This is a genomic window from Pseudomonas sp. MWU12-3103b (assembly GCF_023100615.1).
Classification (GTDB): Bacteria; Pseudomonadota; Gammaproteobacteria; order Pseudomonadales; family Pseudomonadaceae; genus Aquipseudomonas; species Aquipseudomonas putida_A.
Map to the genome: position 1 here is coordinate 236,958 of NZ_JALMEY010000005.1, position 25,874 is coordinate 262,831.

Below are 25,874 nucleotides of genomic sequence, written 5' to 3' on the forward strand. Positions count from 1 at the left end.
TTGAAAGGTTTCAATGAGAATAATTCTTATTCGTCAAATAGCAAGTGCCTATTGGCGGAATGCGATTTTTTCCGGGTAAAGATTGCGTAAGGTCAAAACGGCTGGCGTCTGGCTATTACGCGAGAATGCGGGGGCTGGCGGGGAGGGTGACGCACCATCCCGCGGCGGGCACGGGATGGCTGACAGCAGGATCAGACCTTTCTGACGAACTCGGACTTGAGCTTCATCGGGCCGATGCCATCGATCTTGCAGTCGATGTCGTGGTCGCCATCGCACAGGCGGATGTTCTTGACCTTGGTGCCGACCTTGACCACCAGCGAAGTGCCCTTGACTTTCAGGTCCTTGATCACGGTGATGGTGTCGCCGTCCTGCAGCACGTTGCCGACTGAATCTTTCTTCACGGCATCATCGGATGCCACTTCGGCTTCGCCGTTGGCCGACCACTCGTGGGCGCACTCAGGGCAGATCAGTTGGGCACCGTCTTCGTAGGTGTATTCGGAATTGCATTTCGGGCAGGGTGGCAACGTGCTCACTAAGGCTCCTTGGGATGTGGATCGCTAAAAGTCGCACATTGTATAAGGTTTTACGCGCAGGAGGGCATAGAGCAGAAACAACTGTGGGAGCGGGCTTGCTCGCGAATGCGGTGTGTCATTGAACATTAATGTTGAATGACAGGTTGCTTTCGCGAGCAAGCCCGCTCCCACAGAAGGCAGATCAGTGCGTGCGGGCGACCGCAAATTCGCTCAGTTCCACCAGTGCATCGCGGTATTCGCTGGCCGGCAGCGCGTCGAGGCACTTGATCGCACGGGCCACGTAGTCGCGGGCCAGTTGCGCGGTGTACTCCAGCGAACCCGAGGCTTCCACGGCGATGCGGATGCTTTCGAGGTCTTCGATCCCGCCTTTCTGGATCGCCTGACGTACCAGAGCAGCTTGCTCCGGCGTACCTTCGCGCATGGTGTAGATCAGCGGCAGGGTCGGCTTGCCTTCGGCCAGATCGTCACCGACGTTCTTGCCCAGAGTCTCGGCATCACCCTTGTAGTCCAGCAGGTCGTCGACCAGCTGGAACGCCACGCCGAGGTGATCACCGAAGGTGCGCAGGGCTTCGCTCTGCTCGGCGGTGGCACCGGCCAGTGCGGCGGCGCTGTGGGTCGAGGCTTCGAAAAGCATCGCGGTCTTGCCGCGGATGACTTCCATGTAGGTTTCTTCGGTGGTGCTGGCGTCGCGTACCTTGGACAGCTGCAACACTTCGCCTTCGGCGATGATGCGCGTGGCCTGGGACAGGATCTTCATTACCGGCATCGAACCCAGTTCGACCATCATTTCGAACGAGCGCGAGTACAGGAAGTCGCCGACCAATACGCTCGGGGCGTTGCCCCACATGGCGTTGGCGGTCGAGCGGCCACGGCGCATGCCGGACATGTCGACCACGTCGTCATGCAGCAGGGTCGCGGTGTGCAGGAATTCGATGGTGGCGGCCAGCAGGCGCATGTCGTCGCCTTCGCGACCCAGGGCCTTGCCGCACAGCAGCACCAATAAAGGACGCAGGCGTTTGCCGCCGGCCGAGGTGATGTAATCGCCGATTTTCGATACCAGCGGCACTCGGGAAGTCAGCTGCTTCTTGATGATGCCGTCGACGGCGTTAAAATCGTCCGCCACCGCGCGGTAGAAAGCTTGGGGTTGCATCAGCGACAGTTGCTCCAGAAGGGTTGCGCGGCATGCTAGGACCCACACCGGGGCCTGTCAAGGCGCGATGGACGGCCACTTGCGTGACTCTCGCGGCTTGCGTACAATCGCGCACCCTGAACTTCCTGGGCAGCACCTGCCTTACGCAATTGCACTTGGGCCGTTCCAGCCCCATGCAGCCATGCCAGCCAATACCTCTTCTTATAAAGAGCTGGGTGAGCAGGATTATCGGAGAAATACCATGTACGCAGTAATCGTTACCGGCGGTAAGCAATACAAGGTCGCTGAAGGTGAATACCTGAAGATCGAAAAACTGGAAGTCGCTACTGGCGAATCCGTGACTTTTGACCGCGTTCTGCTGGTCGCCAATGGCGACGACGTGAACATCGGCGCACCTGTTGTTGCTGGCGCAACCGTCAAGGCTGAAGTGATCTCCCAAGGTCGTCACGATAAAGTCCGCATCATCAAGTTCCGTCGCCGTAAGCACCACATGAAGCGTATGGGCCACCGCCAGTGGTTCACCGAGATCAAAATCACCGGTATTCAGGCTTAATTACAGCCTAATTCCTCACTAGGAGAATTGAACTCATGGCACACAAAAAAGCTGGTGGTAGTACCCGTAACGGTCGCGACTCAGAAGCCAAACGCCTTGGCGTGAAGATGTATGGCGGCCAGGTCATCAAGGCCGGCAACATCATCGTGCGTCAGCGCGGCACCCAATTCCACGCTGGCTACGGCGTTGGCATGGGTAAGGATCACACCCTCTTCGCGAAAATCGAAGGCGTGATCAAGTTCGAAGTAAAAGGCGCCTTCGGTCGTCGTTACGTGAGCGTTGTCGCGGCTTAATCGCGAGATCGCTGGAAGAGCCCTGTCTTGCGACGGGGCTTTTTCGTTTGTGGGGTGAGTCTCTTGCAAAACTGTTTGTATGGGCTGTCGGCGTGCGATGCAGGTCGTGTTTTGGGGTCGCTGCGCTCATTTTTGCAAGAGTCTTATGTCTTGATTGTTTTTCGGCTCGTCCGTATGGCGAGAGGCGTTGAGTTATGAAGTTTGTAGACGAAGTATCGATCCGCGTAAAAGCTGGCGACGGCGGCAATGGCTGCATGAGTTTCCGTCGGGAAAAATTCATTGAAAACGGCGGCCCGAACGGCGGTGATGGCGGTGACGGCGGTTCCATCTACATGATGGCCGACGAAAACCTCAACACCCTGGTCGACTACCGTTACACCCGGCACTTCGATGCCGAGCGTGGCTCCAACGGCGGCAGCACCGATTGCACCGGCAAGAAAGGTGAAGACCTGATCCTGCGCGTGCCGGTCGGTACCACCGTGATCGACTCGGCCACCCAGGAAGTGATTGGCGACCTGACCAAGGCCGGCCAGAAACTGATGGTGGTGCAGGGCGGTTGGCACGGTCTGGGTAATACCCGTTTCAAATCCAGTACCAACCGTGCGCCGCGCCAGACCACTCCGGGTAAGCCGGGTGAGCAGCGCGACCTGAAACTGGAAATGAAAGTGCTGGCTGACGTCGGTCTGCTGGGCTTGCCGAACGCCGGTAAAAGTACCTTTATCCGTTCGGTGTCGGCGGCCAAGCCGAAAGTCGCCGACTACCCGTTCACCACGCTGGTGCCGAACCTGGGTGTGGTCAGCGTTGACCGCTGGAAAAGCTTCGTCATCGCCGACATTCCGGGTCTGATCGAGGGCGCTTCCGACGGTGCCGGCCTGGGTATTCGCTTCCTCAAGCACCTGGCGCGTACGCGTCTGTTGCTGCACCTCGTCGACATGGCGCCGCTGGATGACACCAGTGCACCGGACGCGGCTGAAGTGATCGTCAACGAGCTGGTGAAATTCAGTCCGTCGCTGGCCGAGCGTGATCGCTGGCTGGTGCTGAACAAGTGCGACCAGATTCTCGAGGAAGAGCACGAAGAGCGCGTCAAGGAAATCGTTGATCGCCTGCAGTGGGAAGGTCCGGTCTACGTGATCTCGGCCATCGCCAAAGAAGGCACCGAGCGCCTGACCCGCGACATCATGCGTTATCTGGAAGATCGTGCCGATCGCCTGGCCAACGATCCTGCGTACAAGGAAGAACTGGCCGATCTCGATCAGCGCATCGAAGATGAAGCCCGTGCACAGTTGCAGGCGCTGGATGACAAGCGTGCCCTGCGTCGCAGCGGCGTGAAGTCGGTCCACGACATCGGCGACGATGACTGGGACGAAGAAGATGTGGATGATGAAGACGGTCCGGAAATCATTTACGTGCGTGACTGATTCGTTGCAGTAAACTTAAGCGCCGCTCAATCGAGCGGCGTTTTAGTATCTGGAAATCGATCGTTGGTCACCAATAGCCACGATTAACGTCACGGGCAGCGCTGGGTCGCGCTGTCCTCAAGCTAAGGTTGAAGATGATGCGGAGCAAAGTGACAGGTGCGCAGCGTTGGGTCGTGAAGATCGGCAGCGCTTTGCTGACAGCTGATGGCAAAGGGCTGGATCGTGCGGCAATGAGTGTCTGGGTCGAGCAAATGGTCGCCCTGCATGAGGCAGGTGTCGAGTTGGTGCTGGTGTCCTCCGGGGCGGTGGCTGCCGGCATGAGCCGTCTGGGCTGGACCGCACGACCCAGTGCGATGCACGAGCTCCAGGCTGCCGCGGCAATCGGTCAGATGGGCTTGGTGCAGGCCTGGGAATCGAGCTTTGCCGAGCATGGCCGGCACACCGCGCAGATTCTCCTGACTCACGATGACCTGTCCGACCGCAAGCGCTACCTCAACGCCCGCAGCACCCTGCGTGCGCTGGTCGAGCTGAAAGTCATTCCGGTGATCAATGAAAACGACACAGTTGTCACCGACGAAATCCGTTTCGGCGACAATGATACGCTGGCGGCGCTGGTGGCCAATCTGGTCGAGGCCGATCTGCTGGTGATCCTCACCGATCGCGACGGCATGTTCGACGCCGACCCGCGCAATAACCCTGATGCGCAACTGATTTACGAAGCGCGCGCCGATGATCCGAAGCTTGATGCGGTGGCGGGCGGTACTGGTGGCGCGCTGGGGCGTGGCGGCATGCAGACCAAGCTGCGTGCGGCGCGGCTGGCGGCGCGGTCTGGAGCGCATACGATCATCGTCGGTGGTCGCCTGGAGCGAGTGCTTGATCGTCTCAAGGCTGGCGAGCGCATTGGCACGCTGCTTTCGCCTGAGCGCGGCATGCTGGCGGCGCGCAAGCAGTGGCTGGCCGGGCATCTGCAGACTCGCGGCACGCTGGTGCTGGACGAAGGCGCGGTGTCGGCGTTGTCGCAAGGCAACAAGAGCCTGTTACCGGTCGGCGTCAAATTGGTCCAGGGCAGCTTCCGTCGCGGCGAGATGGTGGTCTGCGTGGCACCGGACGGTCGCGAGATTGCCCGTGGCCTGGCCAACTACAGTGCGCTTGAAGCGCAAAAAATCATTGGTCAGTCGTCGGATGCAATTGTCGGCGTGCTGGGCTACATGGCTGAGCCGGAACTGGTTCATCGTGACAACCTGATTCTGGTCTAAGGAAAAACGCGATGCGCATGGCAAAAGGATTGATGGGTCTGCTGATGGCGCTGCCATTGTTGGCCTCGGCCGAGGAAATCGGTCAGGTGTCGACGGTGTTCAAGTTCGTCGGCCCGAATGACCGGATCGTGGTCGAGGCTTTCGATGATCCGAAGGTCGACGGTGTGACCTGCTACCTGTCTCGCGCCAAGACGGGAGGGGTGAAGGGTGGTCTGGGTCTGGCCGAGGATCGCGCCGAGGCGTCGATCGCCTGTCGTCAGGTCGGTCCGATCAAGTTCAAGGGCGAACTGAAGGATGGTGATGAGGTGTTCAAGGAGCGCACATCGCTGGTGTTCAAGACCATGCAGGTGGTGCGTTTCCTCGACAAGAAGCGCAATACGCTGGTGTACCTGGTTTACAGCGATCGCGTGATCGAGGGTAGCCCGCAGAATGCGGTGACCGCGATCCCGATCGTGCCGTGGGTTCCGGTCCAGCAATAACACTGCAAATCCAGAATGTGGGAGCGGGCTTGCTCGCGAAGAGGTCGTGTCAGTCGCTAGAGATGTCGGCTGACAGATTGCATTCGCGAGTAAGCCCGCTCCCACTTTTTTCATGTGCTGGATTTACTAAATCGCAGGCAATAAAAAACCGACCCTAAGGTCGGTTTTTAATGACTACGTCGATTAAGCAGCTTCTTTCAGTGCTTTGACGTGGCCATTCAGACGGCTCTTATGACGAGCAGCCTTGTTCTTGTGGATGATGCCTTTATCGGCCATACGGTCGATAACTGGCACAGCCAGAACGTATGCAGCTTGAGCTTTTTCAGCGTCTTTTGCGTCGATGGCCTTAACTACATTCTTGATGTAGGTACGAACCATGGAACGCAGGCTGGCGTTGTGGCTGCGACGCTTCTCAGCCTGTTTTGCACGTTTTTTGGCGGAAGGTGAGTTGGCCACCGTCGAGCTCCTCGAAAGACTTTTTAGGAAATAGCAAACAAAATAGGCCGCGAATCATGCCGATGAAGAGAAGTCTTGTCAAGGGCGCTTGAAACGTTCCGCTAAGTGGTAGGTGTAAAGAGGCGGGATATTTATTTCCGGCGCTTGACCTGTAAACTCGCGAGCTTTGGCTCTGTGCTGTTGCGGCGCAGAGTATCGCACAAGTAGGCGCATTGTTCGCCTGCTGTTTATCGACAGGCACACATTCCCTCAATGAATCTGCTCAAATCGTTGGCCGCCGTCAGCTCTATCACCATGCTTTCCCGGGTTCTCGGGTTCGTCCGTGACACGCTCATCGCTCGCACGTTCGGCGCCGGAATGGCCACGGACGCCTTCTTCATTGCCTTCAAATTGCCCAACCTGCTGCGGCGAATCTTCGCCGAGGGCGCGTTCTCGCAGGCCTTCGTACCGATTCTGGCGGAATACAAAAGCCAGCAGGGTGAAGAGGCGACCCGTACTTTTATTGCTTATGTATCGGGCCTGCTGACGCTGGTGCTGGCATTGGTCACCGCGCTGGGCATGATCGCCGCGCCGTGGGTGATCTGGGCCACGGCGCCGGGTTTTGCCGACACGCCGGAAAAATTCCAGCTCACCTCCGACCTGCTGCGGGTGACGTTCCCTTATATATTGCTGATCTCCCTGTCCTCGCTGGCCGGGGCGATCCTCAATACCTGGAACCGCTTTTCGGTGCCGGCCTTCGTGCCGACCCTGCTCAACGTCAGCATGATTGTGTTCTCGCTGTTCCTCACGCCGTATTTCGATCCGCCGGTGATGGCCCTCGGCTGGGCGGTACTGGTCGGTGGTCTGGCGCAGTTGCTCTATCAACTGCCGCACCTGAAAAAGATCGGCATGCTGGTGCTGCCGCGCTTGAATCTGCGCGATAGCGGCGTCTGGCGAGTGATGAAGCAAATGCTGCCGGCGATCATCGGCGTTTCGGTCAGCCAGATTTCGCTGATCATCAACACCATTTTTGCCTCGTTTCTGGTCGCCGGCTCGGTGTCGTGGATGTATTACGCCGACCGTTTGATGGAATTGCCGTCCGGTGTGCTCGGCGTAGCGTTGGGCACCATTTTGCTGCCTACGCTGGCCAAGACTTATGCGAGCAAGGATCGCCACGAATATTCGCGGATCCTCGACTGGGGGCTGCGCCTGTGCTTCGTGCTGGTGTTGCCGTGTGCACTGGCTCTGGGAATTCTCGCCGAGCCACTGACCGTCTCATTGTTCCAGTACGGTCAATTCAGCGCGTTTGATGCGTCCATGACCCAGCGTGCGCTGATTGCCTATTCTGTCGGTCTGCTCGGAATTATCGTGATCAAGGTGCTGGCGCCGGGCTTTTATGCGCAACAGAACATCCGCACCCCGGTAAAAATCGCAATCTTCACACTGATCGTCACTCAACTGTTCAACCTGGTGTTGATCGGGCCGCTGGCTCATGCCGGTCTGGCGCTGGCGATCAGTGCCGGTGCCTGTCTGAATGCCGGGCTGTTGTTCTATCAACTGCGCAAGCAAAAGATGTATCAGCCGCAACCAGGCTGGTACACATTTGGCTTCAAACTGGTGGTGGCAGTGGCGGTGATGTCGGCGGTATTGCTGCTGGGCATGCATTTCATGCCGGCCTGGGATCAGGGGCACATGCTGGAGCGCTTTCTGCGTCTGGGGGCGCTGGTGGTTGCTGGTGTGGTGGCGTATTTCGGTATGTTGCTGCTGCTCGGTTTCCGTCTGCGCGACTTCAATCGCAAGGCTTTGAGCTGAGGTTTCAGCCTTTATAACCGGGCACGGGCCGGCAGTTTTGTCGGCTCGATCACTTTGCGTTACGGTGTTGCCTGTCGTCGACCGTCGGGTGTGGTTATAATCGACCACTTTATGAGCAAGAAGCGCGTTATGCAGCTGGTTCGAGGCCTCCACAACTTGCGCCCCCAGCATCGGGGCTGCGTCGCCACTATTGGCAACTTTGACGGTGTTCACCGTGGTCACCAGGCTATCCTGGCCCGTCTGCGTGAGCGTGCGCTGGAGTTGGGCGTACCCAGCTGCGTGGTGATTTTCGAGCCGCAGCCACGGGAATTCTTTGCCCCGGAGACCGCGCCGGCGCGTCTGGCCCGCTTGCGTGACAAGCTGCAGCTGCTGGCCGCCGAAGGCGTCGACCGGGTGTTGTGCCTGGCTTTCAATCAGCGCCTGAGCAAGCTCAGCGCCAGTGAATTCGTCGATACCATCCTCGTGGACGGTCTCGGCGTGCAGCATCTGGAGGTCGGTGACGATTTCCGCTTCGGCTGCGATCGCCTCGGCGATTTCGATTTTCTGCTGCAGGCCGGGCAGGTCCACGGGTTTACCGTGGAAGCCGCGCAAACCGTCGAGCTGGACGGCATTCGCGTCAGCAGCACTCAGGTGCGCAACGCGTTGGCCGCGGCCGATTTTGCCTTGGCCGAACGCTTGCTCGGCCGCCCGTACCGGATCGCCGGTCGCGTGCTGCACGGTCAGAAACTGGCCCGGCAACTGGGTACGCCCACTGCCAACATTCAACTCAAGCGCCGTCGCGTACCGTTCACCGGGGTTTACCTGGTGGATGTGGACATCGACGGCAAGACCTGGCCCGGCGTCGCCAATATTGGCGTGCGGCCTACGGTCCAAGGTGATGGCAAAGCCCACCTTGAAGTTCATCTACTGGATTTTGCCGGCGATCTGTATGACCGGCGTCTGACGGTGGTTTTCCACCAAAAGCTGCGTGAAGAGCAGCGTTTCGCCTCCCTGGAGGCACTGAAAACGGCGATCAACGCGGATGTCGCCGCCGCCCGTGCACTAGCCGCACCTAGCGCCCATCGCTAATGAAGAGCCTTAAATGACCGACTATAAAGCCACGCTAAACCTTCCGGACACCGCCTTCCCAATGAAGGCCGGCCTGCCACAGCGCGAACCGCAGATCCTGCAGCGCTGGGACAGTATTGGCCTGTACGGAAAGTTGCGCGAGATTGGCAAGGATCGTCCGAAGTTCGTCCTGCACGACGGCCCTCCGTATGCCAACGGCACGATCCACATCGGTCACGCACTGAACAAGATCCTCAAGGACATGATCATCCGCTCGAAGACCCTGTCGGGCTTCGACGCGCCGTATGTTCCGGGTTGGGACTGCCACGGCCTGCCGATCGAGCACAAGGTTGAAGTGACCCACGGCAAGAACCTGGGCGCGGACAAGACCCGCGAGCTGTGCCGTGCCTATGCCACCGAGCAGATCGAAGGGCAGAAGAGCGAATTCATCCGTCTCGGCGTGCTGGGCGACTTCGCCAACCCGTACAAGACCATGGACTTCAAGAACGAGGCCGGTGAAATCCGCGCCCTCGCCGAAATCGTCAAGGGCGGTTTCGTGTTCAAGGGCCTCAAGCCGGTGAACTGGTGCTTCGATTGCGGTTCGGCGCTGGCCGAAGCCGAAGTCGAGTACGAGAACAAGAAGTCCTCGACCATCGACGTGGCGTTCCCGATCGCCGACGAAGCCAAACTGGCCGCCGCGTTCGGTCTGCCGTCGCTGAGCAAACCCGCTTCGATCGTGATCTGGACCACCACCCCGTGGACCATCCCGGCCAACCAGGCATTGAACGTTCACCCTGAGTTCAATTACGCGCTGGTTGATATCGGCGACAAGCTGCTGGTGCTGGCTGAGGAGCTGGTTGAATCCTGCCTGTCGCGTTACGGCGTTGAAGGTTCGGTCATTGCGACCACCACCGGTAAAGAGCTGGAACTGATCAACTTCCGTCACCCGTTCTACGACCGCCTGTCGCCGGTGTACCTGGCTGACTACGTCGAACTGGGCGCTGGCACCGGCGTGGTTCACTCCGCCCCGGCCTACGGTGTGGACGACTTCGTGACCTGCAAGAAGTACGGCATGGTCAACGATGACATCCTCAATCCGGTACAAAGCAACGGCGTGTACGTGCCGTCGCTGGAGTTCTTTGGCGGCCAGTTCATCTGGAAGGCCAACCCGGCCATCGTCGAAAAACTGACCGAAGTCGGTGCGCTGCTGCACACCACCGTCATCGAACACAGCTACATGCACTGCTGGCGCCACAAGACCCCGCTGATCTACCGCGCCACCGCGCAGTGGTTCATCGGCATGGACAAAGAGCCGGTCAGCGGCGACACCCTGCGCGTGCGCTCGCTCAAAGCCATCGAAGACACCAAGTTCGTTCCGGCCTGGGGCCAGGCGCGCCTGCACTCGATGATCGCCAACCGTCCGGACTGGTGCATCTCCCGTCAGCGTAACTGGGGCGTGCCGATCCCGTTCTTCCTGAACAAGGAAAGCGGCGAACTGCACCCACGCACCGTCGAGCTGATGGAAGAAGTCGCCAAGCGCGTTGAAGTCGAAGGCATCGAAGCCTGGTTCAAACTCGACGCCGCTGAACTGCTGGGCGACGAAGCGCCGCTGTACGACAAGATCAGCGATACCCTCGACGTGTGGTTCGACTCGGGCACCACCCACTGGCACGTGCTGCGCGGTTCGCACCCGATGGGTCACGAAACCGGCCCGCGCGCCGACCTGTACCTGGAAGGTTCCGACCAGCACCGCGGCTGGTTCCACTCGTCGCTGTTGACCGGTTGCGCCATCGACAACCACGCGCCGTACCGCGAGCTGCTGACCCACGGCTTCACCGTCGATGAGTCCGGCCGCAAGATGTCCAAATCGCTGGGCAACGTGATTGCGCCGCAGAAAGTCAACGACACCCTGGGCGCCGACATCATGCGTCTGTGGGTCGCGTCGACCGACTACTCTGGCGAAATGGCCGTGTCCGAGCAGATCCTGCAGCGCAGCGCGGACGCCTATCGTCGCATCCGTAACACCGCGCGCTTCCTGCTTTCCAACCTGACCGGTTTCAACCCGGCCACCGACCTGCTGCCGGCTGAAGACATGCTCGCACTGGATCGCTGGGCGGTGGATCGCACGCTGCTGCTGCAACGCGAATTGCAAGAGCACTACGGCGAATACCGTTTCTGGAACGTTTACTCGAAGATCCACAACTTCTGCGTGCAGGAGCTGGGTGGTTTCTATCTCGACATCATCAAGGATCGCCAGTACACCACCGGCGCCGACAGCAAGGCACGTCGCTCGTGCCAGACCGCGCTGTTCCACATCTCCGAAGCGCTGGTGCGCTGGATCGCGCCGATCCTGGCGTTCACCGCCGACGAGCTGTGGCAGTACCTGCCGGGCGAGCGCAACGAATCGGTGATGCTCAACACCTGGTACGAAGGGCTGACCGAGTTGCCGGAAGGCTTTGAGCTGGGTCGCGCGTACTGGGATCGCATCATGGAAGTGAAGGTAGCGGTCAACAAAGAGATGGAAATCCAGCGTGCGGCCAAAGCCGTCGGTGGCAACCTGCAGGCCGAAGTGACGCTGTTCGCCGAAGAGGCGCTGAGCGCCGACCTGGCCAAGCTGAGCAACGAGCTGCGCTTTGTATTGATCACCTCGACTGCCAGCGTGGCACCTTTCGTTCAGGCACCTGCGGACGCGGTAGTCACCGAAGTCAGCGGCCTGAAACTGAAGATCGTAAAATCGGCCTTCCCGAAATGCGCGCGTTGCTGGCATTGCCGCGAAGACGTCGGCGTGAACCCGGAGCATCCGGAAATCTGCGGCCGTTGCGTCGACAACATCAGCGGCGCCGGCGAGGTTCGTCACTATGCCTAACGCCGTTGGCCGTTTCGGACGGTTGAGCTGGCTCTGGTTGAGTTTGCTGGTTCTGGTCATCGACCAGGCCAGCAAGTTCTACTTCGAAGGCAAGCTCGAAATGTTCCAGCAGATCGTGATCATTCCCGATTACTTCAGCTGGACCCTGGCCTACAACACCGGCGCGGCGTTCAGCTTCCTGGCCGACAGCTCCGGCTGGCAGCGCTGGCTGTTCGCCCTGATCGCGATTGTGGTCAGTGCGGTGCTGGTGGTCTGGCTCAAGCGTCTGGGGCGCAACGATACCTGGCTGGCTGTCGCTTTGGCGCTGGTGCTGGGCGGCGCGCTGGGCAATCTGTATGACCGCATTGCCCTGGGCCATGTGATCGACTTCATTCTGGTGCACTGGCAGAACCGCTGGTACTTCCCGGCGTTCAACTTCGCCGACAGCGCCATCACCGTCGGTGCGGTGATGCTGGCACTGGACATGTTCAAAAGTAAGAAAACCGGAGAAGCCGTTCATGACTGAACAGGTATTGGCTGAGCAACGCATCGGCCAGAACACGGAAGTCACTTTGCACTTTGCATTGCGCCTGGAGAACGGCGACACGGTCGACAGCACGTTCGACAAGGCTCCGGCGACCTTCAAGGTCGGCGACGGCAACCTGCTGCCGGGTTTCGAAGCAGCATTGTTCGGCTTCAAGGCCGGCGACAAGCGTACGCTGACCGTCGAGCCGGAAAACGCTTTCGGCCAGCCGAACCCGCAAAACGTGCAGATCATCCCGCGTTCGCAGTTCGTTGACATGGAGTTGTCGCCGGGTTTGCTGGTGATCTTCAATGATGCGGCCAATACTGAGCTGCCGGGTGTGGTGAAAGAGTTCGATGACGCGCAAGTGACCATCGACTTCAACCACCCGCTGGCCGGCAAGACACTGACCTTTGACGTCGAGATCATCAACGTCAAAGCGATCTGAGTACATCGCAGAACAATGGTGGGAGCGGGCTTGCTCGCGAATGCTGACTGACATTCAACATAGACGTTGTCTGACACACTGCTTTCGCGAGCAAGCCCGCTCCCACATTGGATTTTTGCTGTATTTGAGCAATGTGCTCGATCAGCAGGACGTAAATTTATTTCGCGCGCAAGACACGAGGCACAGCATGCAAATCAAACTCGCCAACCCCCGTGGCTTCTGCGCCGGTGTGGACCGGGCGATCGAAATCGTCAACCGCGCCCTGGAAGTCTTCGGGCCGCCGATCTACGTGCGTCATGAAGTGGTGCACAACAAATTTGTCGTCGAAGACCTGCGCAGCCGTGGCGCGATCTTCGTCGAGGAGCTGGATCAGGTGCCGGACGATGTCATCGTGATCTTCAGTGCCCACGGCGTTTCTCAAGCCGTACGCAGCGAAGCCGCCGGCCGTGGCCTGAAGGTATTCGACGCCACTTGCCCGCTGGTGACCAAGGTGCACATCGAAGTCGCGAAATACAGCCGCGACGGCCGTGAGTGCATCCTGATCGGCCACGCCGGTCACCCGGAAGTCGAAGGCACCATGGGCCAGTACGACGCCAGCAATGGCGGCGCGATCTACCTCGTCGAAGACGAGAAAGACGTCGCCGAACTGCAAGTGCGTGACCCGGAAAAACTGGCGTTCGTGACCCAGACCACCCTGTCGATGGACGACACCAGTCGCGTGATCGATGCCCTGCGCACACGTTTCCCGGCCATCGGTGGTCCGCGCAAGGACGACATCTGCTACGCCACGCAAAACCGTCAGGACGCGGTCAAGCAACTGGCCGACGAATGCGATGTGGTGTTGGTGGTGGGCAGTCCGAACAGCTCCAACTCCAACCGTCTGCGTGAACTGGCCGAACGCATGGCCACGCCGGCCTACCTGATCGACGGCGCCGAAGACCTGCAGAAGAGCTGGTTCGAGGGTGTCGAGCGCATCGGCATCACCGCTGGTGCCTCCGCACCGGAAGTGCTGGTTCGCGGCGTGATCCAGCAGTTGCAAGCCTGGGGTGCGACCGGTGCCGATGAACTGGCCGGTCGCGAAGAGAACATCACCTTCTCGATGCCGAAAGAGCTGCGCGTCCGTTCGATCTGACGCTCTTCGCCTTCAGGCACAGCGCCTGCTCAGCCTTTGCGCTGGTCAGGCGCACCCGACCGGTTGCCGCCAGCACCACCTGGCGCTGGCTGACCGGCTCGCGTGCCGAACAGATATGTAATGTCCCTGCCTGAAACGCCCGCCCGGGCATCAGCGGTTGTCCCAGACTGCTGAAGCGCACGTAACGACTGACCGCCCAATTACCGACAATCGGTGTCCGCCCGTCACTCGTATGCTCCACCAGCAGCGGGTTGCTGCTGTCCAGCGACCCCTTGCCGCTGATATCCAGAATGATCCGCCAGCCCTGACTCCAGTCGCCATTGATGCCATGGATAACCACGCTCTGATTGCGCGTGATGGCCAGGGTGCGGGCGTTGCGAATGCCTTCAACCAGTGACCGCGCCGCCTGGTCGCGCTGAGTCGACTCGGTGAAGGCGGCGAACGCCGCACTGACCAGCGCCAGAACAATTGCGCCAATTGCCAGTCCCATAAGCAATTCGAGCAGGCTGAAACCCTGTTGCGGCATGACGACTCCCTCCGTGGAGCATGAAGCCCGGGGCGATCCTTTTCGCCGGGCAGGGCAAATCAACCGACGCAGGCCGGTTGAATGTTCTAGTTTGTAGAAGCAGGTATAGCCGACGGCAACGGAGGGCATCGATGGATCTTCGTACAAAAGGTTTCACGCTACCCGAGTTGTTGGCTGCGGTAGCGGTGATGGTGATCCTCATCACCCTGGCGGTGCCGGGTTTTACCCGCTCGATCCAGAGCAGCAAGGCCGACACGGAAATGGGCGACCTGCAGCGCGCCATCAACTATGCCCGGCTGGAGGCGATTGATCGCGGCGTGACCACGCGCTTGCGCCCGAGCGCCGGCGGCAGCGTGTGGACCGGCGAATTGTCGGTCTACGACAGTACTGGAACACCGGCCAATGTATTGCGGGTTGTTCCAGCGATGAGCAGCGGCGCGACTCTGACGCTACCCTCAGGAGTGACCGCACTGGATTTCAATAATCTGGGTGGCCTGGCGGCGCCGTCGACAGCGGTGGTCATCAGTTACGTACTGGGAACGCAAAGCAGGACGCTGAACGTGTGTCTGAATGGACGAATTCAATCGGGTGGAAGTTGCGGATGAGGGCAGGGAGTACACAGGCACAGGAGGGCATGTCGCTGATCGAAGTGCTGGTCGCGTTGCTGATTCTGACGGTCGGGATATTGGGCGCGGCAGCCGTTCAAGTGAATGCGCTGAAGTACACTGACAGTTCGCGAATGACCAGTCAGGCCAGCTTCATCGCCTACGACATGATGGACCGCATCCGTGCCAACTCCGCCGCTGATTACACCGTCACGCCGCCTACCTCGGGCAACCTCAGCGTGGCGCGCGATCAGGATCTCTACGATTTCACCACTAACATCGTCAATTTCGGCGGGCCGACCGCCACCGGTACGATCACCCTCAATCAGCGGGTGTACACCATCACCATCAACTGGAATGACTCACGGGCCGCGAATGCCACCGGTACCACCCGCAGCTTCGTTCTGACCAGTCGCGCCACGGTCGATCCGGTGGCCACGCCATGAAGCATGATCAGCGGGGGTTCGGCCTGATCGAAATGCTCATCGCGCTAGCGCTTGGGCTGATCATCGTACTGGGGGTGGTGCAGACGTTCCTTGCAGCCAAAAACACTTACGTCAGCCAGAACACCGCCGCTGCGATGCAGGAAGACGCACGTTTTGTCCTGAGCAAGATGATTCAGGAACTGCGCATGGTTGGCATGTTCGGCTGTCTGGGCACGATTACTGACGCGAGCTCGGCGGGGGATTTCAACGCGGCGCAGATCATCCCGATCAGTTGGGACAACAGCAACCTCAAGCTGACCCTGGTCACTGCCGATGTCGGTGGCAATGGTGGTACGCCAACCTGGACGGTGGTCTCCGATTGCCGCAACAGCGCCACGGCCTATACCGGGTTGCGGGCGGCAGCGAGCGGGCAGATCGCTTTTCCGATCCGCCGCTTGATCTACAGCTTCAGCAACAACCAGATTCTCATGGGCACCGGCAGCGGTACCCCGACCCAACAGGTGCTGGTGAACAATGTCAGCGCCTTCACTGTGATGTTCGGTCTGGCGACGTCCGCCACCGATGTCGCGGCGTCCTCCTACAGTGCCAACCCTAGCGATCCGGCGCGCATCCGCAGTGTGCGACTGAGCCTGACCCTCACTGACCCGAACAACCGGGTGGCCAATCAAACCTTCAACGTGGTTGCCGCTTTGCGCAACCGCTTGCAGTGAGGCCGGAATGATGAGGATCACGTTCAACCAGAGGCAAACCCAGCGCGGAATGGTGTTGCTGGTCAGTCTGGTGTTTCTGTTGCTGCTGACCTTGATCGGGCTGTCCTCGATGCAGAGCGCCAACCTGCAGGAAAAAATGGCCGGCAGCGTCAGCCTGCGCAATCAGTCGTTCCAGACCGCCGAGGCAGCGTTGCGCATCGGCGAGAGTGCGGTGCAACTCGACAGTTATTCGCTGGCGGTGTGCGCCAGCACTACACAGTGTGCACCGCCGGCAGAGTCTTCGGTGGTCAGTGCGGCGGGGCTCAATTCGACTTCCGGGGTCACATGGATCGCTGCCGGTAATGGCTTTTATGGGGTGCAGAACATTGGCACCACCCTGACGGCGGTCAACGTGCCGAGCAACACGTCGGCGACCCTGTACCGAGTGACCGCTGTCGGCATTGCTGGTACTTCGCGCAGTGTGGTGGAGAGTGTCTATGCGAAGTATTGAGCGCTGCCGGACGTTGTTGGCGGGGATGCTGCTGAGCTTGTATCTGGCGGCGCCGGCGTATGCGTTCACGCCGTCCGATTCGCCACTGTTGAGTGCTGCGGCGGTGCCGCCCAACGTGATGTTGCTGATCGATGATTCGGGCAGCATGAACAGCATCATTTACGCGGCAGGATTCGACCCCGACGTCACGCGTACACCGGCCCGGCAATGTAATGCGTTGCTCGGGCTGTGCCTGAGTTCAACGGCGATCACTGGCGATCCGGTGTTTCTCTCGAACCTGCCGACCTCCGGTTGCTCCGGCGGCGCCTTCGCCTTCTACAACAACAGCGTCGCGCCGTTGTGCCTGAAACTGCCGGATCCGGTGGGTGGCGGCAACACCCGCTACACCGGGGATTACATCGCCTATGTGGTCGGGCTGGCGATCAACAACGGCACTCGCGACTTCACCACCGGGGCGATTCCCAACGACTATCGGATCAACGTCGCGCGCAACGTGTCCACGGCACTGGTCACCAGCAACCGTAACTTGCGCATGGGCCTGTCGACCTTCAACCCGGTGACCAGCAACAACCCCGGGAACGGTGGATACATCGCTCGTTCCATCAGTGATCTGTCGCCGGTCTCCGGCAGCGTGACCCAGGCGCAGGCCGACGCCAACTACAATGCGTTGATTTCGGCGATCGGTGGTTTGGGGGCCGTGGCCAACACGCCGCTGGCAGAAACCTATTACGAAATCACCCGGTACATGCGCGGCATGACGCCGTACTACAACAGCACACCCACCACTTACACCAGTCCGATCCAGTACCGCTGCCAAAAGAACTACGGCGTAGTGATCACTGACGGTTTGCCGACCTACGATCGTACCTTCCCAACCAACGATCCGTTGGGTGGCAGTCGTCTGCCGAACTGGGATGGCATCAATAATGATGGCAACAATCTCAATGGCGATAACGAGGGTGACACGCTGTATCTGGATGACATTGCCAAGTTTGCGTTCGACATCGACATGCGGTCGACAGGTACCGATCTCGCGGGCAAGAGCTGGGGCTCGGCGGATTTTCCCAAGCAGAACATGAACACCTACACCGTCGGCTTTACTGCCGACAACGACATGCTTTCCGACGCCGCTGCCTATGGGCAAGGCAAGTATTACCAGGCCACCGACAGCACCGGCCTCAACACCGCGCTGTCCTCGGCCTTGAGCGACATCACCTCCAAGGCCGGGTCCGGGGGCAGCGGCGTCACCAGCGGCACTACGCTGGCCAGTGGCACCAGTTATTTCCAGACCAGCTACGACCCCAAGGACTGGCGCGGCACGATCAAATCCTTCGGCTTCACCTCGGCCGGCGCGGTGAATACTTCGACAGCCCTGTGGACCACCGATACCACGATCGTGCCGGGCGCGACCGCTCCAACCTATCAATCGTGGAACACCTCCAGTAACGCCGCCGTTACCCTGGCCTATGGCAACTTTTCCGCAGCCCAACAGACGACGCTCAGCCAGAGCCTGCCCACCGGTATCAGCGGCAGCGACCTGGTGGAGTGGAGCAAGGGCACCAACAAGACCGGGCTGAAGGTGCGCAGCGTATTGCTCGGCGACATCATCAACTCGCCGCTGGTGCTGGCCTCGCCCAGCGATAAAACCGCCTCCGACCTCTCGGGTGACACCACCTACACCACGTATCTGACCACCAAATCGGCGAACATGAATTCAAGTCTGGTGGTGAATGCCAACGACGGTTTCGTCAATGTGATCAACTCGGCCAACGGCACCCGGCGTTATGCCTACATGCCGTCCAGCGTGTTGCCGTCGCTGCGGCTGATTGCCGACCCGGCGTACATCAATGGCGTCAGCCACAAGTTTCTGGTGGACGGTCAGGTCGGTGTGTACGACGCGCAAATCAACAGCGCCTGGAAAACCCTGGCCATCGGCGGTACCGGTGCTGGCGGCAAGACTTTCTATGCGCTGCAACTGTTCGACGCGTCGGCGGGCAATGTGCTCAATGCCCTGTGGGAAGTCAGTGCACCTGCCACGGCGAACACCGCCAACGCTTTCAATGATCTGGGTTATGCCTATGCCCGGCCGGAAGTGGCACGCTTGGCCGATGGTCGTTGGGCGGCATTCATTGCCAATGGTTATGGCAGCAACTCCGGGGTGGCGGCGTTGTATGTGCTGGATGTGCGTGACGGTTCGTTGATCAAGAAAATCGTGATCGACAGCACCGAAACCACCAATGGCCTGTCGTCGGTGAAGCTCAAGGTCAATTCTTCCAACGTGGTGCAGGCCGCTTACGGCGGTGACCTGAAAGGGCGATTGTGGAAGTTCGATCTGAGCGCGACGTCGACCGACAGCTGGGGCGTGGCGTTTTCCGGTAAACCGTTGTTCACCACGGCGGGCGGGGCGACCCAGCCGATCACCGCGCAGCCGCTGCTGGCGGATAATTCGCTGGGGGGCAAACAGATCTTTGTCGGCACCGGCAAATTCAACGAGACCGCCGACAAGACCAACAAGGATTTGCAGGCGTTCTACTCAGTGTGGGACGCCGATGGTGGTTCCGGCCAGTTGACCGTCAGCAGCTTGCAGGCGCAAGCAGTGACCGGGGTGTTCTCCGGCAGCGCCGGACAGTTCATCACCACCAGCCAGAATGACACGACCTATCCGGGGGAGAAGGGCTGGTACCTGCCGTTGGTGTACAACAACGTGCTGACCGGCGAGCGGGTGATCAATCAGGCCAGTCTGGTGCTCGGACGCATCGTGTTTACCACCGCCAGTGTCGATACCACCGACCCGTGTGCCAGTTTCGGTACCGGTAAACTGGTCGAACTGGATGCGTTCAGCGGTAAGATGCTCAACTACGCTGTGCTCGATACCAACGCCGATGGCGTGGTCGACAGCAACGACACGATTTCCAGCGGCGTGGTGTTCACCGGCGGGATCCCCACCCTGAACGCCATCGTCAACGGCGCGACGCGCAAGATCGTCAACGATTCCAGTGGCACCGTCACCACTCTGGTGGAAAAATCCGGCGGCGGCAGCCGTCGTATCATGTGGCGACAAATACAGTAAGTGAGAGTTTGAGGCATGCGCAGATTCAACCGAGGCTTCACCCTGATCGAAATCATGATCGTGATTGCGATCATCGGGATCATCATCACCATCGCCGCACCGAGCTACACCGAATACCTGAAAAAAGGCCGCCGCGCCGAAGTGGTGTCGCTGCTCTCGGAACAGGCGCAAATCCTCGAGCGCTTCTACACCAAGAACAATGTTTATACCGGCATCACCGGTCTGAGCACGGGCAATGATTTCTACACCATCACCCCGACGATCGCTGACCAGACCTTCCTGCTGACGGCCACCCGCAAGGCTGGCACGACCATGGCCACCGACAAGTGCGGGGACTTCACCCTGACCAACACCGGCGTCAGAAGTATGAACAACGCAACCACCGGGCTGACCACCAAGGATTGCTGGGGCCGCTGAGGTACCTTCTTAAGGGCGCCTTTTGCGCCCACTGTCTTTTTTACGGTTGGATCAAACATGACCAGGCAACAGCAAGTGGTGATTGTCGGTGGCGGGGTGATTGGCCTGCTGACCGCCTACAACCTCGCCTCCGAAGTGCGCAGCGTGGTGCTGCTGGATCGCTCGAACGTCGGCCAGGAATCGTCCTGGGCCGGCGGCGGTATCGTTTCACCGCTGTACCCGTGGCGCTACAGCCCGGCAGTCACCGCGCTGGCGCATTGGTCGCAGGATTTTTATCCACAGCTGGGCGAGCGGCTGTTTGCCGATACCGGGGTTGATCCTGAAGTGCACACCACCGGCCTGTATTGGCTGGATCTGGAGGATGAAGCCGAGGCGCTGGCCTGGGCCGAGCGGGAAAACCGTCCGCTGCGGGCTGTGGATATCTCGGCGGCGCACGACGCAGTGCCGGTGTTGGGCGGCGGGTTCTCCCGGGCGATCTACATGGCCGATGTGGCCAATGTGCGTAACCCGCGTCTGGTCAAATCATTGAAAGCCGCTTTGCTGGCGCTGCCGAACGTGACGATTCACGAGCAATGCGAAGTCAGCGGGTTTGTTCGCGAAGGCGAGCGGGTGGTTGGCGTCGAGACGTCCAAAGGCGTGATCAGTGGCGATCAGGTGGTGCTGACGGCCGGGGCATGGAGCGGTGATCTGCTCAAGACGCTGAACCTGACGCTGCCGGTGGAGCCGGTCAAGGGCCAGATGATTCTCTACAAATGCGCAGCGGATTTCCTGCCGAGCATGGTGCTGGCCAAGGGGCGTTATGCGATTCCGCGTCGCGACGGGCACATTCTGATCGGCAGTACGCTGGAGCACGAAGGCTACGACAAGACGCCGACCGATGTCGCGTTGCAGAGCCTCAAGGCTTCGGCGGTCGAGCTGCTGCCGGCGCTGGCGGAGGCCGAAGTGGTGGGGCACTGGGCCGGTTTGCGCCCGGGCTCGCCTGAGGGAATCCCGTATATCGGCCGCGTGCCGGGGTTTGAGGGGTTGTGGCTTAACTGCGGGCATTACCGCAATGGCCTGGTGCTGGCGCCGGCGTCGTGTCAGTTGTTTGCCGATGTGATGCTGGGGCGTGCGCCGATTATTGATCCGGCGCCGTATGCGCCTGAAGGTCGCATTTAGTCAGATATTTCTATGGTGGCTGGCAGAGCGCTTTCGCGAGCAAGCCCGCTCCCACATTGGATCTGCGGTGAACACAAATTGTGTGAACAACCGAGATCTACTGTGGGAGCGGGCTTGCTCGCGAAGGGGCCTCAATCCAGACCGAGTTTCTTCAGCCTGTAGCGCATCGAGCGAAACGACAGACTCAACCGCTGCGCTGCCGCCGTACGATTCCAGCGCGTTTCCTCCAGCGCCTGCAGGATCAGCTTGCGCTCGACGTTCTCCAGATAATCCTCAAGGTTGTCGATCTGCGTCAGGTCGGCAATGCCATCCTCGACTGCGCAATTGCCTTCGCTCAAGCGCAAATCCGCAGCCTCGATCACCTGGTTTTCGCACAGCGTGTGCGCGCGTTCGAGGACATTCTCCAGTTCTCGCACATTTCCGGGAAAACGATAACGCTTCAGTGCTTCAAGCGCTTGCGGGTGCAATTGGGCTGCCGGCTGGCCACTGTTGCTGGCCAGACGCTGGAGCATGTGCGTGGCCAGCACTTCGATGTCGTCGCGCCGTTCGCGCAGGGATGGCACGCGCAGTTCGATCACATTCAAGCGGTAATAGAGGTCCTGGCGAAAGCGCCCGGCGGCGACTTCCGCTTCCAGGTCTTTGTGTGTGGCGCACAGAATGCGCACATCGACCACGGTTTCTTGCTGGCCGCCGACGCTGCGCACGGCTTTTTCCTGAATCGCCCGCAGCAGCTTGACTTGCATCGACAGCGGCAGATCCGCCACTTCATCGAGAAACAGGGTACCGCCGTGCGCGGCCTGAAACAGCCCGGGTTTATCCTCGACCGCGCCAGTGAAGCTGCCCTTGCGGTGGCCGAAAAACTCGCTTTCCATCAGTTCGGACGGAATTGCCCCGCAATTGACCGGCACGAACGGCTTGCTGGCGCGCGGCCCTTGTTCGTGGATCAACCGCGCGACCAGCTCTTTGCCGCTGCCCGATTCGCCGCTGATGTAGACCGGGGCCTGACTGCGCGCCAATTTGTCGATCTGTTTGCGAAGGTCGCGCATGGGCTGCGAGTCGCCGAGCAGGCGCCGATCTATCGACGATGCGACGCCACCCGCCACTGGCATGCGCAATGCGGTGCTGACCAGTTCGCGCAGGCGCGTGAGATCAACCGGCTTGGTGAGGAAGTCGAAGGCGCCGGCCTTCAGCGCATTGATCGCGGTTTCCAGGCTGCCATAGGCGGTGATCATCGCCACCGGCAGTTGTGGATGACGTTGCTGGATGTGCTGCACCAGGTCCAGCCCCGTGCCGTCGGGCAGGCGCATGTCGGTCAGGCACAGGTCGAACGCATTGCGTTGCAACAGCGCCTGGGCTTCGCCGAGGTTGCGAGCACTGAAGGTGTCGAGTTTCATCCGTCCCAGGGTGATTTCCAGGAGTTCGCGGATATCCGGTTCGTCGTCGACGATGAGGATTTTTTGCCGTGGGCTCGTGTTCAACTTTGTTTCCGTCCGTGAGCAAAGGTGATGCGAAAGCAGCCGCCGCCTTGGCGTGGTTTGAAGTCTAGGCGCGCCTGGTTGCTTTCGCACAGCTCACGGGACAGATAAAGCCCAAGGCCGGTGCCTTGGCTGCTGGTGGTGAAGAACGGTTCGAACAGATGCGCCTGCTGATCGGACGGGACACCGGGGCCGTTGTCCTGTACTTCGAGCACCGCCAGCTGGCTGTCGGGGTCGACGAACAGCGCCAGCCAGACCTCGGCCTGCTCGTGCAGCAGGGCACTGTGCCGCCAGCCGTTGCGTAACAGATTGTCGAGAATCTGCATGAGCTGGTCGGGATCCATCAACGTGATGAAGTCCCCGGAATTGATCCGCAAATGAATCGACTGGCGCTCGCTCGCCTGCTCGCGGCTCTCGGCAACAAAGTGTTCCAGCCACGGTTTGAGATCCAGCCGTTGCGGAGCGCTTTGCTGGCGGCGCGACAGTTGCAGGACGTTTTCGATGACTCGGTTCATGCGCTGGGAGTGGTCTTGAATGATCTGCGTCAGACGCCGATCGGCGCTATCGAGTTCCTCGGACTCCGCCAATAGCTGCGCGGCATGACTGATGGCGCCCAGTGGATTGCGGATTTCATGGGAGATGCCGGCAGTCAGACGCCCCAGTGCGGCGAGTTTGAGCTGCTGGGCTTGCTGAGCGATTTGCGCCAGATCTTCGAGGAACACCAGGGTTTGCTGGTTGGGACTCTGGTCGAGGGCGATGAAGCTGGGTTGCAGTTCCAGGCCGTTGCCGGGGATCTTCAGGCTCTGCGGGCGCAGGGTCGGGTTGCTCAGCCACAGCTGCAGACGCTCGACTAATGCCGGCGAGTAGTCGCTGATCAAATGCCCTTCAAGATGCGACTGGGCCAACAGATTTTTCGCGCTGTGATTGGCCAGCTGTACCCGGCGCTGTTCGTCGAGCACCAGAATGCCGGTGCGCATGCGTTGCAGAATCAGGGCGTTGAGGGCTTCAAGACTGGTGACTTCGCTGGCACGCTGTTCGGCGAGATTTTCGCTGACTTCCAGACGCCGGATCAGGCCCTGGACCAGCAACGATGCGGCAAAACACAAAGCGCCGAGGGTCCCGGCTTGCAGATAGTCATTGGCACTCAGGGGGTGACTGAAGCCCAGCAGAAAGCTGGAGCCGACTATGCCGAGTGCGCCGATGGCGGCAATCAGCAGGCCGATGCGCCGGCGCAGCAGGGTGTTGGCGATCGCCACCGAGACAATCAACAGGTTGCCGATGGCGCTGGCCACGCCGCCCGCCGCGTAGAACAGGCCGCACAGCAACAGCACATCGACCAAGGCCAGGGTGAACAACTGCGCCGGGCGGCGGGTGTTCTCCAGGAACACCACCAGCAGAATGTTCAGCACCAGATACAACCAACTGCCGCTGCGCAGCAGATCGTCGTCGGCTGACGTCAGCAGGCGGTTGTCCATGTTGCTGGAGATCAGCAGCACCAGGGTGATGCCGACGCTCAAACGGTAGAGATGATACAGGCGCAGCAGGCGCTGTGCCTGTTTACGGTCGGCGTTGGCGACCTCAGCGATCACTGGCACCCGGGCCTTGCTCAAGGTGAGCCTGGCTGCAATACCATTGTTGCTGAAGGTTCAACGCGCGGTCGCGGGGCAGGTGCACGCCGCAGTGAGCGCAGCGCACCATCGGCGCGGCGTCTTGCTCGCGGGGCGATTGGGCAGACGAGGCGGGCGCCTTGAATTTGCGCCACAGCCATACCGCAGCGAAAATCAGGACAATCCAGAACAGTAAACGAAGCATGATGGGCGGCTTTTCGGCTAATGATTCGGCAGTTTAGCCAAGGCGCCGGCAAGCGCACAGACTATTAATGCGCAGCCATGAAAAAGGGAGATCCGCAGATCTCCCTTTTTTGTAACGCCCGGTGTGATCAGTCGAACACGCCGAAGGTCATGTAGCTGAACCACGAACGGTCATCGTTGTTGCCTGCGGCTTCGTGATGTTCTTCTTCGATCACGTCACCGTTTTCGTCTTTAGGCTTGAGCTCGTTCGGAATCGCGTCTTTCGCGTCCTGGAACTGCTTCTGCACGTCCTGGTTGGCGCGGGTTTCTCCCGGCGGCAGCGGTGGACGCGATTCGATCAGACCCAGAGTCGCCTTGCTCAGGAACGAGCGGTTGTCGGCTTCGGCGACCGATGGCACGAACTGACCGTCCTGCAGGCTTGGGTGGTTCGGGTAGTTGAGCTTCAGGGTTTCCAGACTGGTGGCGGCCAGATCGTCCAGGTGCAGACGCTGGTAAGCCTCGGTCATCACCGCCAGGCCGTCGCCGACCGATGGGGTTTCCTGGAAGTTTTCCACTACATAACGGCCACGGTTGGCGGCGGCGACGTAGGCCTGACGAGTCAGGTAGTAGTCGGCTACGTGGATTTCGTACGCGGCCAGCAGGTTGCGCAGGTAGATCATGCGCTGCTTGGCGTCCGGCGCGTAGCGGCTGTTCGGGTAGCGGCTGGTCAGCTGTGCGAACTCGTTGTACGAGTCGCGGGCTGCGCCCGGGTCACGCTTGGTCATGTCCAGCGGCAGGAAACGCGCCAGCAGGCCGACGTCCTGGTCGAAAGAGGTCAGACCTTTCAAGTAGTACGCGTAATCCACGTTCGGATGCTGCGGATGCAAACGAATGAAACGCTCGGCGGCGGACTTTGCAGCTTCCGGTTCGGCGTTCTTGTAGTTGGCGTAGATCAACTCCAGCTGTGCCTGATCGGCGTAGCGACCGAACGGATAACGCGACTCCAGGGCCTTCAGCTTGGCTGTGGCGCTGGTGTAGCTGTTGTTGTCCAGGTCAGTCTGAGCCTGCTGATACAGCTCGGCTTCGCTGAGGTTTTCGTCTACGACTTCCTTCGATGAGCAAGCAGCGGTCAATGCGAGGATGGCGATCAGCAGCAGGTGTTTCACTTGCATGGCGGCTTGCGTCCCTATGACGGCCGCTGTCTTGGGCGGGGCCGTCCTGTTATGATGAGCGCCCCGTTGAAAAGCCTCGGGGCAAAAGACG

At 60.1% G+C, this 25,874-nt stretch carries 26 protein-coding genes; 18 read left to right on the forward strand and 8 right to left on the reverse strand.

The window, feature by feature from the left end:
- Positions 1 to 191: 191 nt before the first annotated feature.
- Positions 192 to 533, reverse strand: a complete 342-nt coding sequence (locus tag M0808_RS11185) for a zinc ribbon domain-containing protein YjdM (protein ID WP_003228364.1) — start codon at positions 531 to 533, stop codon at positions 192 to 194.
- A gap of 181 nt (positions 534 to 714) precedes the next feature.
- The gene (locus M0808_RS11190; protein ID WP_003228362.1) at positions 715 to 1,683 is read right to left on the reverse strand and encodes a polyprenyl synthetase family protein; all 969 of its coding nucleotides are present in this window, start codon (positions 1,681 to 1,683) and stop codon (positions 715 to 717) included.
- A 241-nt stretch (positions 1,684 to 1,924) separates the two neighbouring features.
- On the opposite strand from M0808_RS11190, the gene rplU reads away from it, so the two are divergent.
- From rplU to M0808_RS11215, 5 genes are all read left to right on the forward strand, one after another.
- Positions 1,925 to 2,236 carry a 50S ribosomal protein L21 gene (gene rplU / locus M0808_RS11195; RefSeq protein WP_003228361.1) on the forward strand — a complete coding sequence of 104 codons (312 nt, stop codon included), beginning with the start codon at positions 1,925 to 1,927 and terminating at the stop codon, positions 2,234 to 2,236.
- Between the two features lie 35 nt (positions 2,237 to 2,271).
- Complete coding sequence (rpmA, locus tag M0808_RS11200) at positions 2,272 to 2,529, forward strand: 50S ribosomal protein L27 (protein WP_003228360.1); 258 nt, start codon at positions 2,272 to 2,274, stop codon at positions 2,527 to 2,529.
- Between the two features lie 194 nt (positions 2,530 to 2,723).
- On the forward strand, positions 2,724 to 3,947 hold the full coding sequence (cgtA, locus tag M0808_RS11205; protein WP_003228358.1) for an Obg family GTPase CgtA: 1,224 nt from the start codon (positions 2,724 to 2,726) through the stop codon (positions 3,945 to 3,947).
- A gap of 137 nt (positions 3,948 to 4,084) precedes the next feature.
- A complete protein-coding gene (gene proB / locus M0808_RS11210) occupies positions 4,085 to 5,203 on the forward strand; it encodes a glutamate 5-kinase (protein WP_247841092.1) in 1,119 nt (372 codons plus the stop codon).
- An 11-nt stretch (positions 5,204 to 5,214) separates the two neighbouring features.
- Positions 5,215 to 5,682: a CreA family protein gene (locus tag M0808_RS11215; RefSeq protein WP_247841094.1), complete on the forward strand. Its 468-nt coding sequence runs from the start codon at positions 5,215 to 5,217 to the stop codon at positions 5,680 to 5,682.
- Between the two features lie 183 nt (positions 5,683 to 5,865).
- Here M0808_RS11215 and rpsT read toward each other — a convergent pair whose 3' ends face one another.
- Complete coding sequence (rpsT, locus tag M0808_RS11220; protein WP_003228351.1) at positions 5,866 to 6,138, reverse strand: 30S ribosomal protein S20; 273 nt, start codon at positions 6,136 to 6,138, stop codon at positions 5,866 to 5,868.
- 252 nt (positions 6,139 to 6,390) lie between these two features.
- On the opposite strand from rpsT, the gene murJ reads away from it, so the two are divergent.
- The 6 genes from murJ (at position 6,391) to ispH (ending at position 13,924) form a co-directional block, all read left to right on the forward strand.
- Positions 6,391 to 7,929 carry a murein biosynthesis integral membrane protein MurJ gene (gene murJ / locus M0808_RS11225; RefSeq protein ID WP_247841096.1) on the forward strand — a complete coding sequence of 513 codons (1,539 nt, stop codon included), beginning with the start codon at positions 6,391 to 6,393 and terminating at the stop codon, positions 7,927 to 7,929.
- Positions 7,930 to 8,058: 129 nt separating this feature from the next.
- Entirely contained in the window at positions 8,059 to 8,997 is a 939-nt protein-coding gene (gene ribF / locus M0808_RS11230) for a bifunctional riboflavin kinase/FAD synthetase (protein ID WP_003228347.1), read from the forward strand.
- Between the two features lie 13 nt (positions 8,998 to 9,010).
- Positions 9,011 to 11,842: an isoleucine--tRNA ligase gene (gene ileS / locus M0808_RS11235; protein WP_247841098.1), complete on the forward strand. Its 2,832-nt coding sequence runs from the start codon at positions 9,011 to 9,013 to the stop codon at positions 11,840 to 11,842.
- Positions 11,835 to 12,347 carry a signal peptidase II gene (gene lspA / locus M0808_RS11240; protein WP_007963824.1) on the forward strand — a complete coding sequence of 171 codons (513 nt, stop codon included), beginning with the start codon at positions 11,835 to 11,837 and terminating at the stop codon, positions 12,345 to 12,347. Before ileS ends, lspA begins: the two co-directional genes overlap by 8 nt.
- Before the next feature lie 7 nt (positions 12,348 to 12,354).
- Entirely contained in the window at positions 12,355 to 12,792 is a 438-nt protein-coding gene (gene fkpB / locus M0808_RS11245) for an FKBP-type peptidyl-prolyl cis-trans isomerase (protein ID WP_177325639.1), read from the forward strand.
- A gap of 187 nt (positions 12,793 to 12,979) precedes the next feature.
- Complete coding sequence (gene ispH, locus M0808_RS11250; RefSeq protein WP_027612821.1) at positions 12,980 to 13,924, forward strand: 4-hydroxy-3-methylbut-2-enyl diphosphate reductase; 945 nt, start codon at positions 12,980 to 12,982, stop codon at positions 13,922 to 13,924.
- Here the strand turns inward: ispH and M0808_RS11255 are convergent.
- Positions 13,881 to 14,450, reverse strand: coding sequence for a GspH/FimT family pseudopilin (locus M0808_RS11255; protein WP_247841100.1), 570 nt, complete (start codon positions 14,448 to 14,450; stop codon positions 13,881 to 13,883). The two genes, ispH and M0808_RS11255, sit on opposite strands and share 44 nt — an antisense overlap.
- 131 nt (positions 14,451 to 14,581) lie before the next feature.
- Between M0808_RS11255 and M0808_RS11260 the strand changes: the two genes are divergently transcribed.
- Genes M0808_RS11260 through thiO form a run of 7 tightly spaced genes read left to right on the forward strand, consistent with a single transcriptional unit; the run spans position 14,582 to position 21,346 of the window.
- On the forward strand, positions 14,582 to 15,055 hold the full coding sequence (locus M0808_RS11260; RefSeq protein WP_247841102.1) for a GspH/FimT family pseudopilin: 474 nt from the start codon (positions 14,582 to 14,584) through the stop codon (positions 15,053 to 15,055).
- Complete coding sequence (pilV, locus tag M0808_RS11265) at positions 15,052 to 15,501, forward strand: type IV pilus modification protein PilV (RefSeq protein ID WP_098965687.1); 450 nt, start codon at positions 15,052 to 15,054, stop codon at positions 15,499 to 15,501. Before M0808_RS11260 ends, pilV begins: the two co-directional genes overlap by 4 nt.
- The gene (locus M0808_RS11270; protein WP_247841104.1) at positions 15,498 to 16,211 is read left to right on the forward strand and encodes a prepilin-type N-terminal cleavage/methylation domain-containing protein; all 714 of its coding nucleotides are present in this window, start codon (positions 15,498 to 15,500) and stop codon (positions 16,209 to 16,211) included. The genes pilV and M0808_RS11270 overlap by 4 nt, the downstream gene beginning before the upstream one ends.
- Before the next feature lie 10 nt (positions 16,212 to 16,221).
- The gene (locus M0808_RS11275) at positions 16,222 to 16,701 is read left to right on the forward strand and encodes a PilX N-terminal domain-containing pilus assembly protein (protein WP_226501130.1); all 480 of its coding nucleotides are present in this window, start codon (positions 16,222 to 16,224) and stop codon (positions 16,699 to 16,701) included.
- Positions 16,688 to 19,771: a PilC/PilY family type IV pilus protein gene (locus M0808_RS11280; protein ID WP_247841106.1), complete on the forward strand. Its 3,084-nt coding sequence runs from the start codon at positions 16,688 to 16,690 to the stop codon at positions 19,769 to 19,771. Before M0808_RS11275 ends, M0808_RS11280 begins: the two co-directional genes overlap by 14 nt.
- Positions 19,772 to 19,786: 15 nt before the next feature.
- The gene (locus M0808_RS11285; protein ID WP_041065326.1) at positions 19,787 to 20,188 is read left to right on the forward strand and encodes a type IV pilin protein; all 402 of its coding nucleotides are present in this window, start codon (positions 19,787 to 19,789) and stop codon (positions 20,186 to 20,188) included.
- A 57-nt stretch (positions 20,189 to 20,245) separates the two neighbouring features.
- Positions 20,246 to 21,346, forward strand: coding sequence for a glycine oxidase ThiO (gene thiO / locus M0808_RS11290; RefSeq protein ID WP_247841108.1), 1,101 nt, complete (start codon positions 20,246 to 20,248; stop codon positions 21,344 to 21,346).
- A 131-nt stretch (positions 21,347 to 21,477) separates the two neighbouring features.
- Here the strand turns inward: thiO and M0808_RS11295 are convergent, their stop codons facing one another.
- The 4 genes from M0808_RS11295 to M0808_RS11310 all read right to left on the reverse strand — a co-directional run bounded on the left by M0808_RS11295 (position 21,478) and on the right by M0808_RS11310 (position 25,783).
- Positions 21,478 to 22,824, reverse strand: coding sequence for a sigma-54 dependent transcriptional regulator (locus tag M0808_RS11295; RefSeq protein ID WP_247841110.1), 1,347 nt, complete (start codon positions 22,822 to 22,824; stop codon positions 21,478 to 21,480).
- A complete protein-coding gene (locus M0808_RS11300; RefSeq protein ID WP_247841150.1) occupies positions 22,821 to 24,410 on the reverse strand; it encodes an ATP-binding protein in 1,590 nt (529 codons plus the stop codon). The genes M0808_RS11295 and M0808_RS11300 overlap by 4 nt, the downstream gene beginning before the upstream one ends.
- Positions 24,400 to 24,633, reverse strand: coding sequence for a PP0621 family protein (locus M0808_RS11305; RefSeq protein ID WP_027612810.1), 234 nt, complete (start codon positions 24,631 to 24,633; stop codon positions 24,400 to 24,402). Before M0808_RS11305 ends, M0808_RS11300 begins: the two co-directional genes overlap by 11 nt.
- A gap of 127 nt (positions 24,634 to 24,760) precedes the next feature.
- Entirely contained in the window at positions 24,761 to 25,783 is a 1,023-nt protein-coding gene (locus M0808_RS11310) for an outer membrane protein assembly factor BamD (protein ID WP_247841112.1), read from the reverse strand.
- Between the last annotated feature and the right edge of the window lie 91 nt (positions 25,784 to 25,874).

What these genes read in the sequence shown, in the direction of transcription:
- rpmA (WP_003228360.1), top strand. Translation starts at nt 2,272, where the DNA reads ATGGCACACAAAAAAGCTGGTGGTAGTACCCGTAACGGTCGCGACTCA.
- rplU (WP_003228361.1), top strand. Translation starts at nt 1,925, where the DNA reads ATGTACGCAGTAATCGTTACCGGCGGTAAGCAATACAAGGTCGCTGAA.
- M0808_RS11260 (WP_247841102.1), top strand. Translation starts at nt 14,582, where the DNA reads ATGGATCTTCGTACAAAAGGTTTCACGCTACCCGAGTTGTTGGCTGCG.
- ispH (WP_027612821.1), top strand. Translation starts at nt 12,980, where the DNA reads ATGCAAATCAAACTCGCCAACCCCCGTGGCTTCTGCGCCGGTGTGGAC.
- ribF (WP_003228347.1), top strand. Translation starts at nt 8,059, where the DNA reads ATGCAGCTGGTTCGAGGCCTCCACAACTTGCGCCCCCAGCATCGGGGC.
- M0808_RS11190 (WP_003228362.1), bottom strand. Translation starts at nt 1,683, where the DNA reads ATGCAACCCCAAGCTTTCTACCGCGCGGTGGCGGACGATTTTAACGCC.
- proB (WP_247841092.1), top strand. Translation starts at nt 4,085, where the DNA reads ATGCGGAGCAAAGTGACAGGTGCGCAGCGTTGGGTCGTGAAGATCGGC.
- murJ (WP_247841096.1), top strand. Translation starts at nt 6,391, where the DNA reads ATGAATCTGCTCAAATCGTTGGCCGCCGTCAGCTCTATCACCATGCTT.
- M0808_RS11270 (WP_247841104.1), top strand. Translation starts at nt 15,498, where the DNA reads ATGAAGCATGATCAGCGGGGGTTCGGCCTGATCGAAATGCTCATCGCG.
- M0808_RS11275 (WP_226501130.1), top strand. Translation starts at nt 16,222, where the DNA reads ATGAGGATCACGTTCAACCAGAGGCAAACCCAGCGCGGAATGGTGTTG.
- pilV (WP_098965687.1), top strand. Translation starts at nt 15,052, where the DNA reads ATGAGGGCAGGGAGTACACAGGCACAGGAGGGCATGTCGCTGATCGAA.
- thiO (WP_247841108.1), top strand. Translation starts at nt 20,246, where the DNA reads ATGACCAGGCAACAGCAAGTGGTGATTGTCGGTGGCGGGGTGATTGGC.
- M0808_RS11280 (WP_247841106.1), top strand. Translation starts at nt 16,688, where the DNA reads ATGCGAAGTATTGAGCGCTGCCGGACGTTGTTGGCGGGGATGCTGCTG.
- M0808_RS11305 (WP_027612810.1), bottom strand. Translation starts at nt 24,633, where the DNA reads ATGCTTCGTTTACTGTTCTGGATTGTCCTGATTTTCGCTGCGGTATGG.
- M0808_RS11255 (WP_247841100.1), bottom strand. Translation starts at nt 14,450, where the DNA reads ATGCCGCAACAGGGTTTCAGCCTGCTCGAATTGCTTATGGGACTGGCA.
- ileS (WP_247841098.1), top strand. Translation starts at nt 9,011, where the DNA reads ATGACCGACTATAAAGCCACGCTAAACCTTCCGGACACCGCCTTCCCA.
- M0808_RS11215 (WP_247841094.1), top strand. Translation starts at nt 5,215, where the DNA reads ATGCGCATGGCAAAAGGATTGATGGGTCTGCTGATGGCGCTGCCATTG.
- cgtA (WP_003228358.1), top strand. Translation starts at nt 2,724, where the DNA reads ATGAAGTTTGTAGACGAAGTATCGATCCGCGTAAAAGCTGGCGACGGC.
- M0808_RS11310 (WP_247841112.1), bottom strand. Translation starts at nt 25,783, where the DNA reads ATGCAAGTGAAACACCTGCTGCTGATCGCCATCCTCGCATTGACCGCT.
- lspA (WP_007963824.1), top strand. Translation starts at nt 11,835, where the DNA reads ATGCCTAACGCCGTTGGCCGTTTCGGACGGTTGAGCTGGCTCTGGTTG.
- M0808_RS11285 (WP_041065326.1), top strand. Translation starts at nt 19,787, where the DNA reads ATGCGCAGATTCAACCGAGGCTTCACCCTGATCGAAATCATGATCGTG.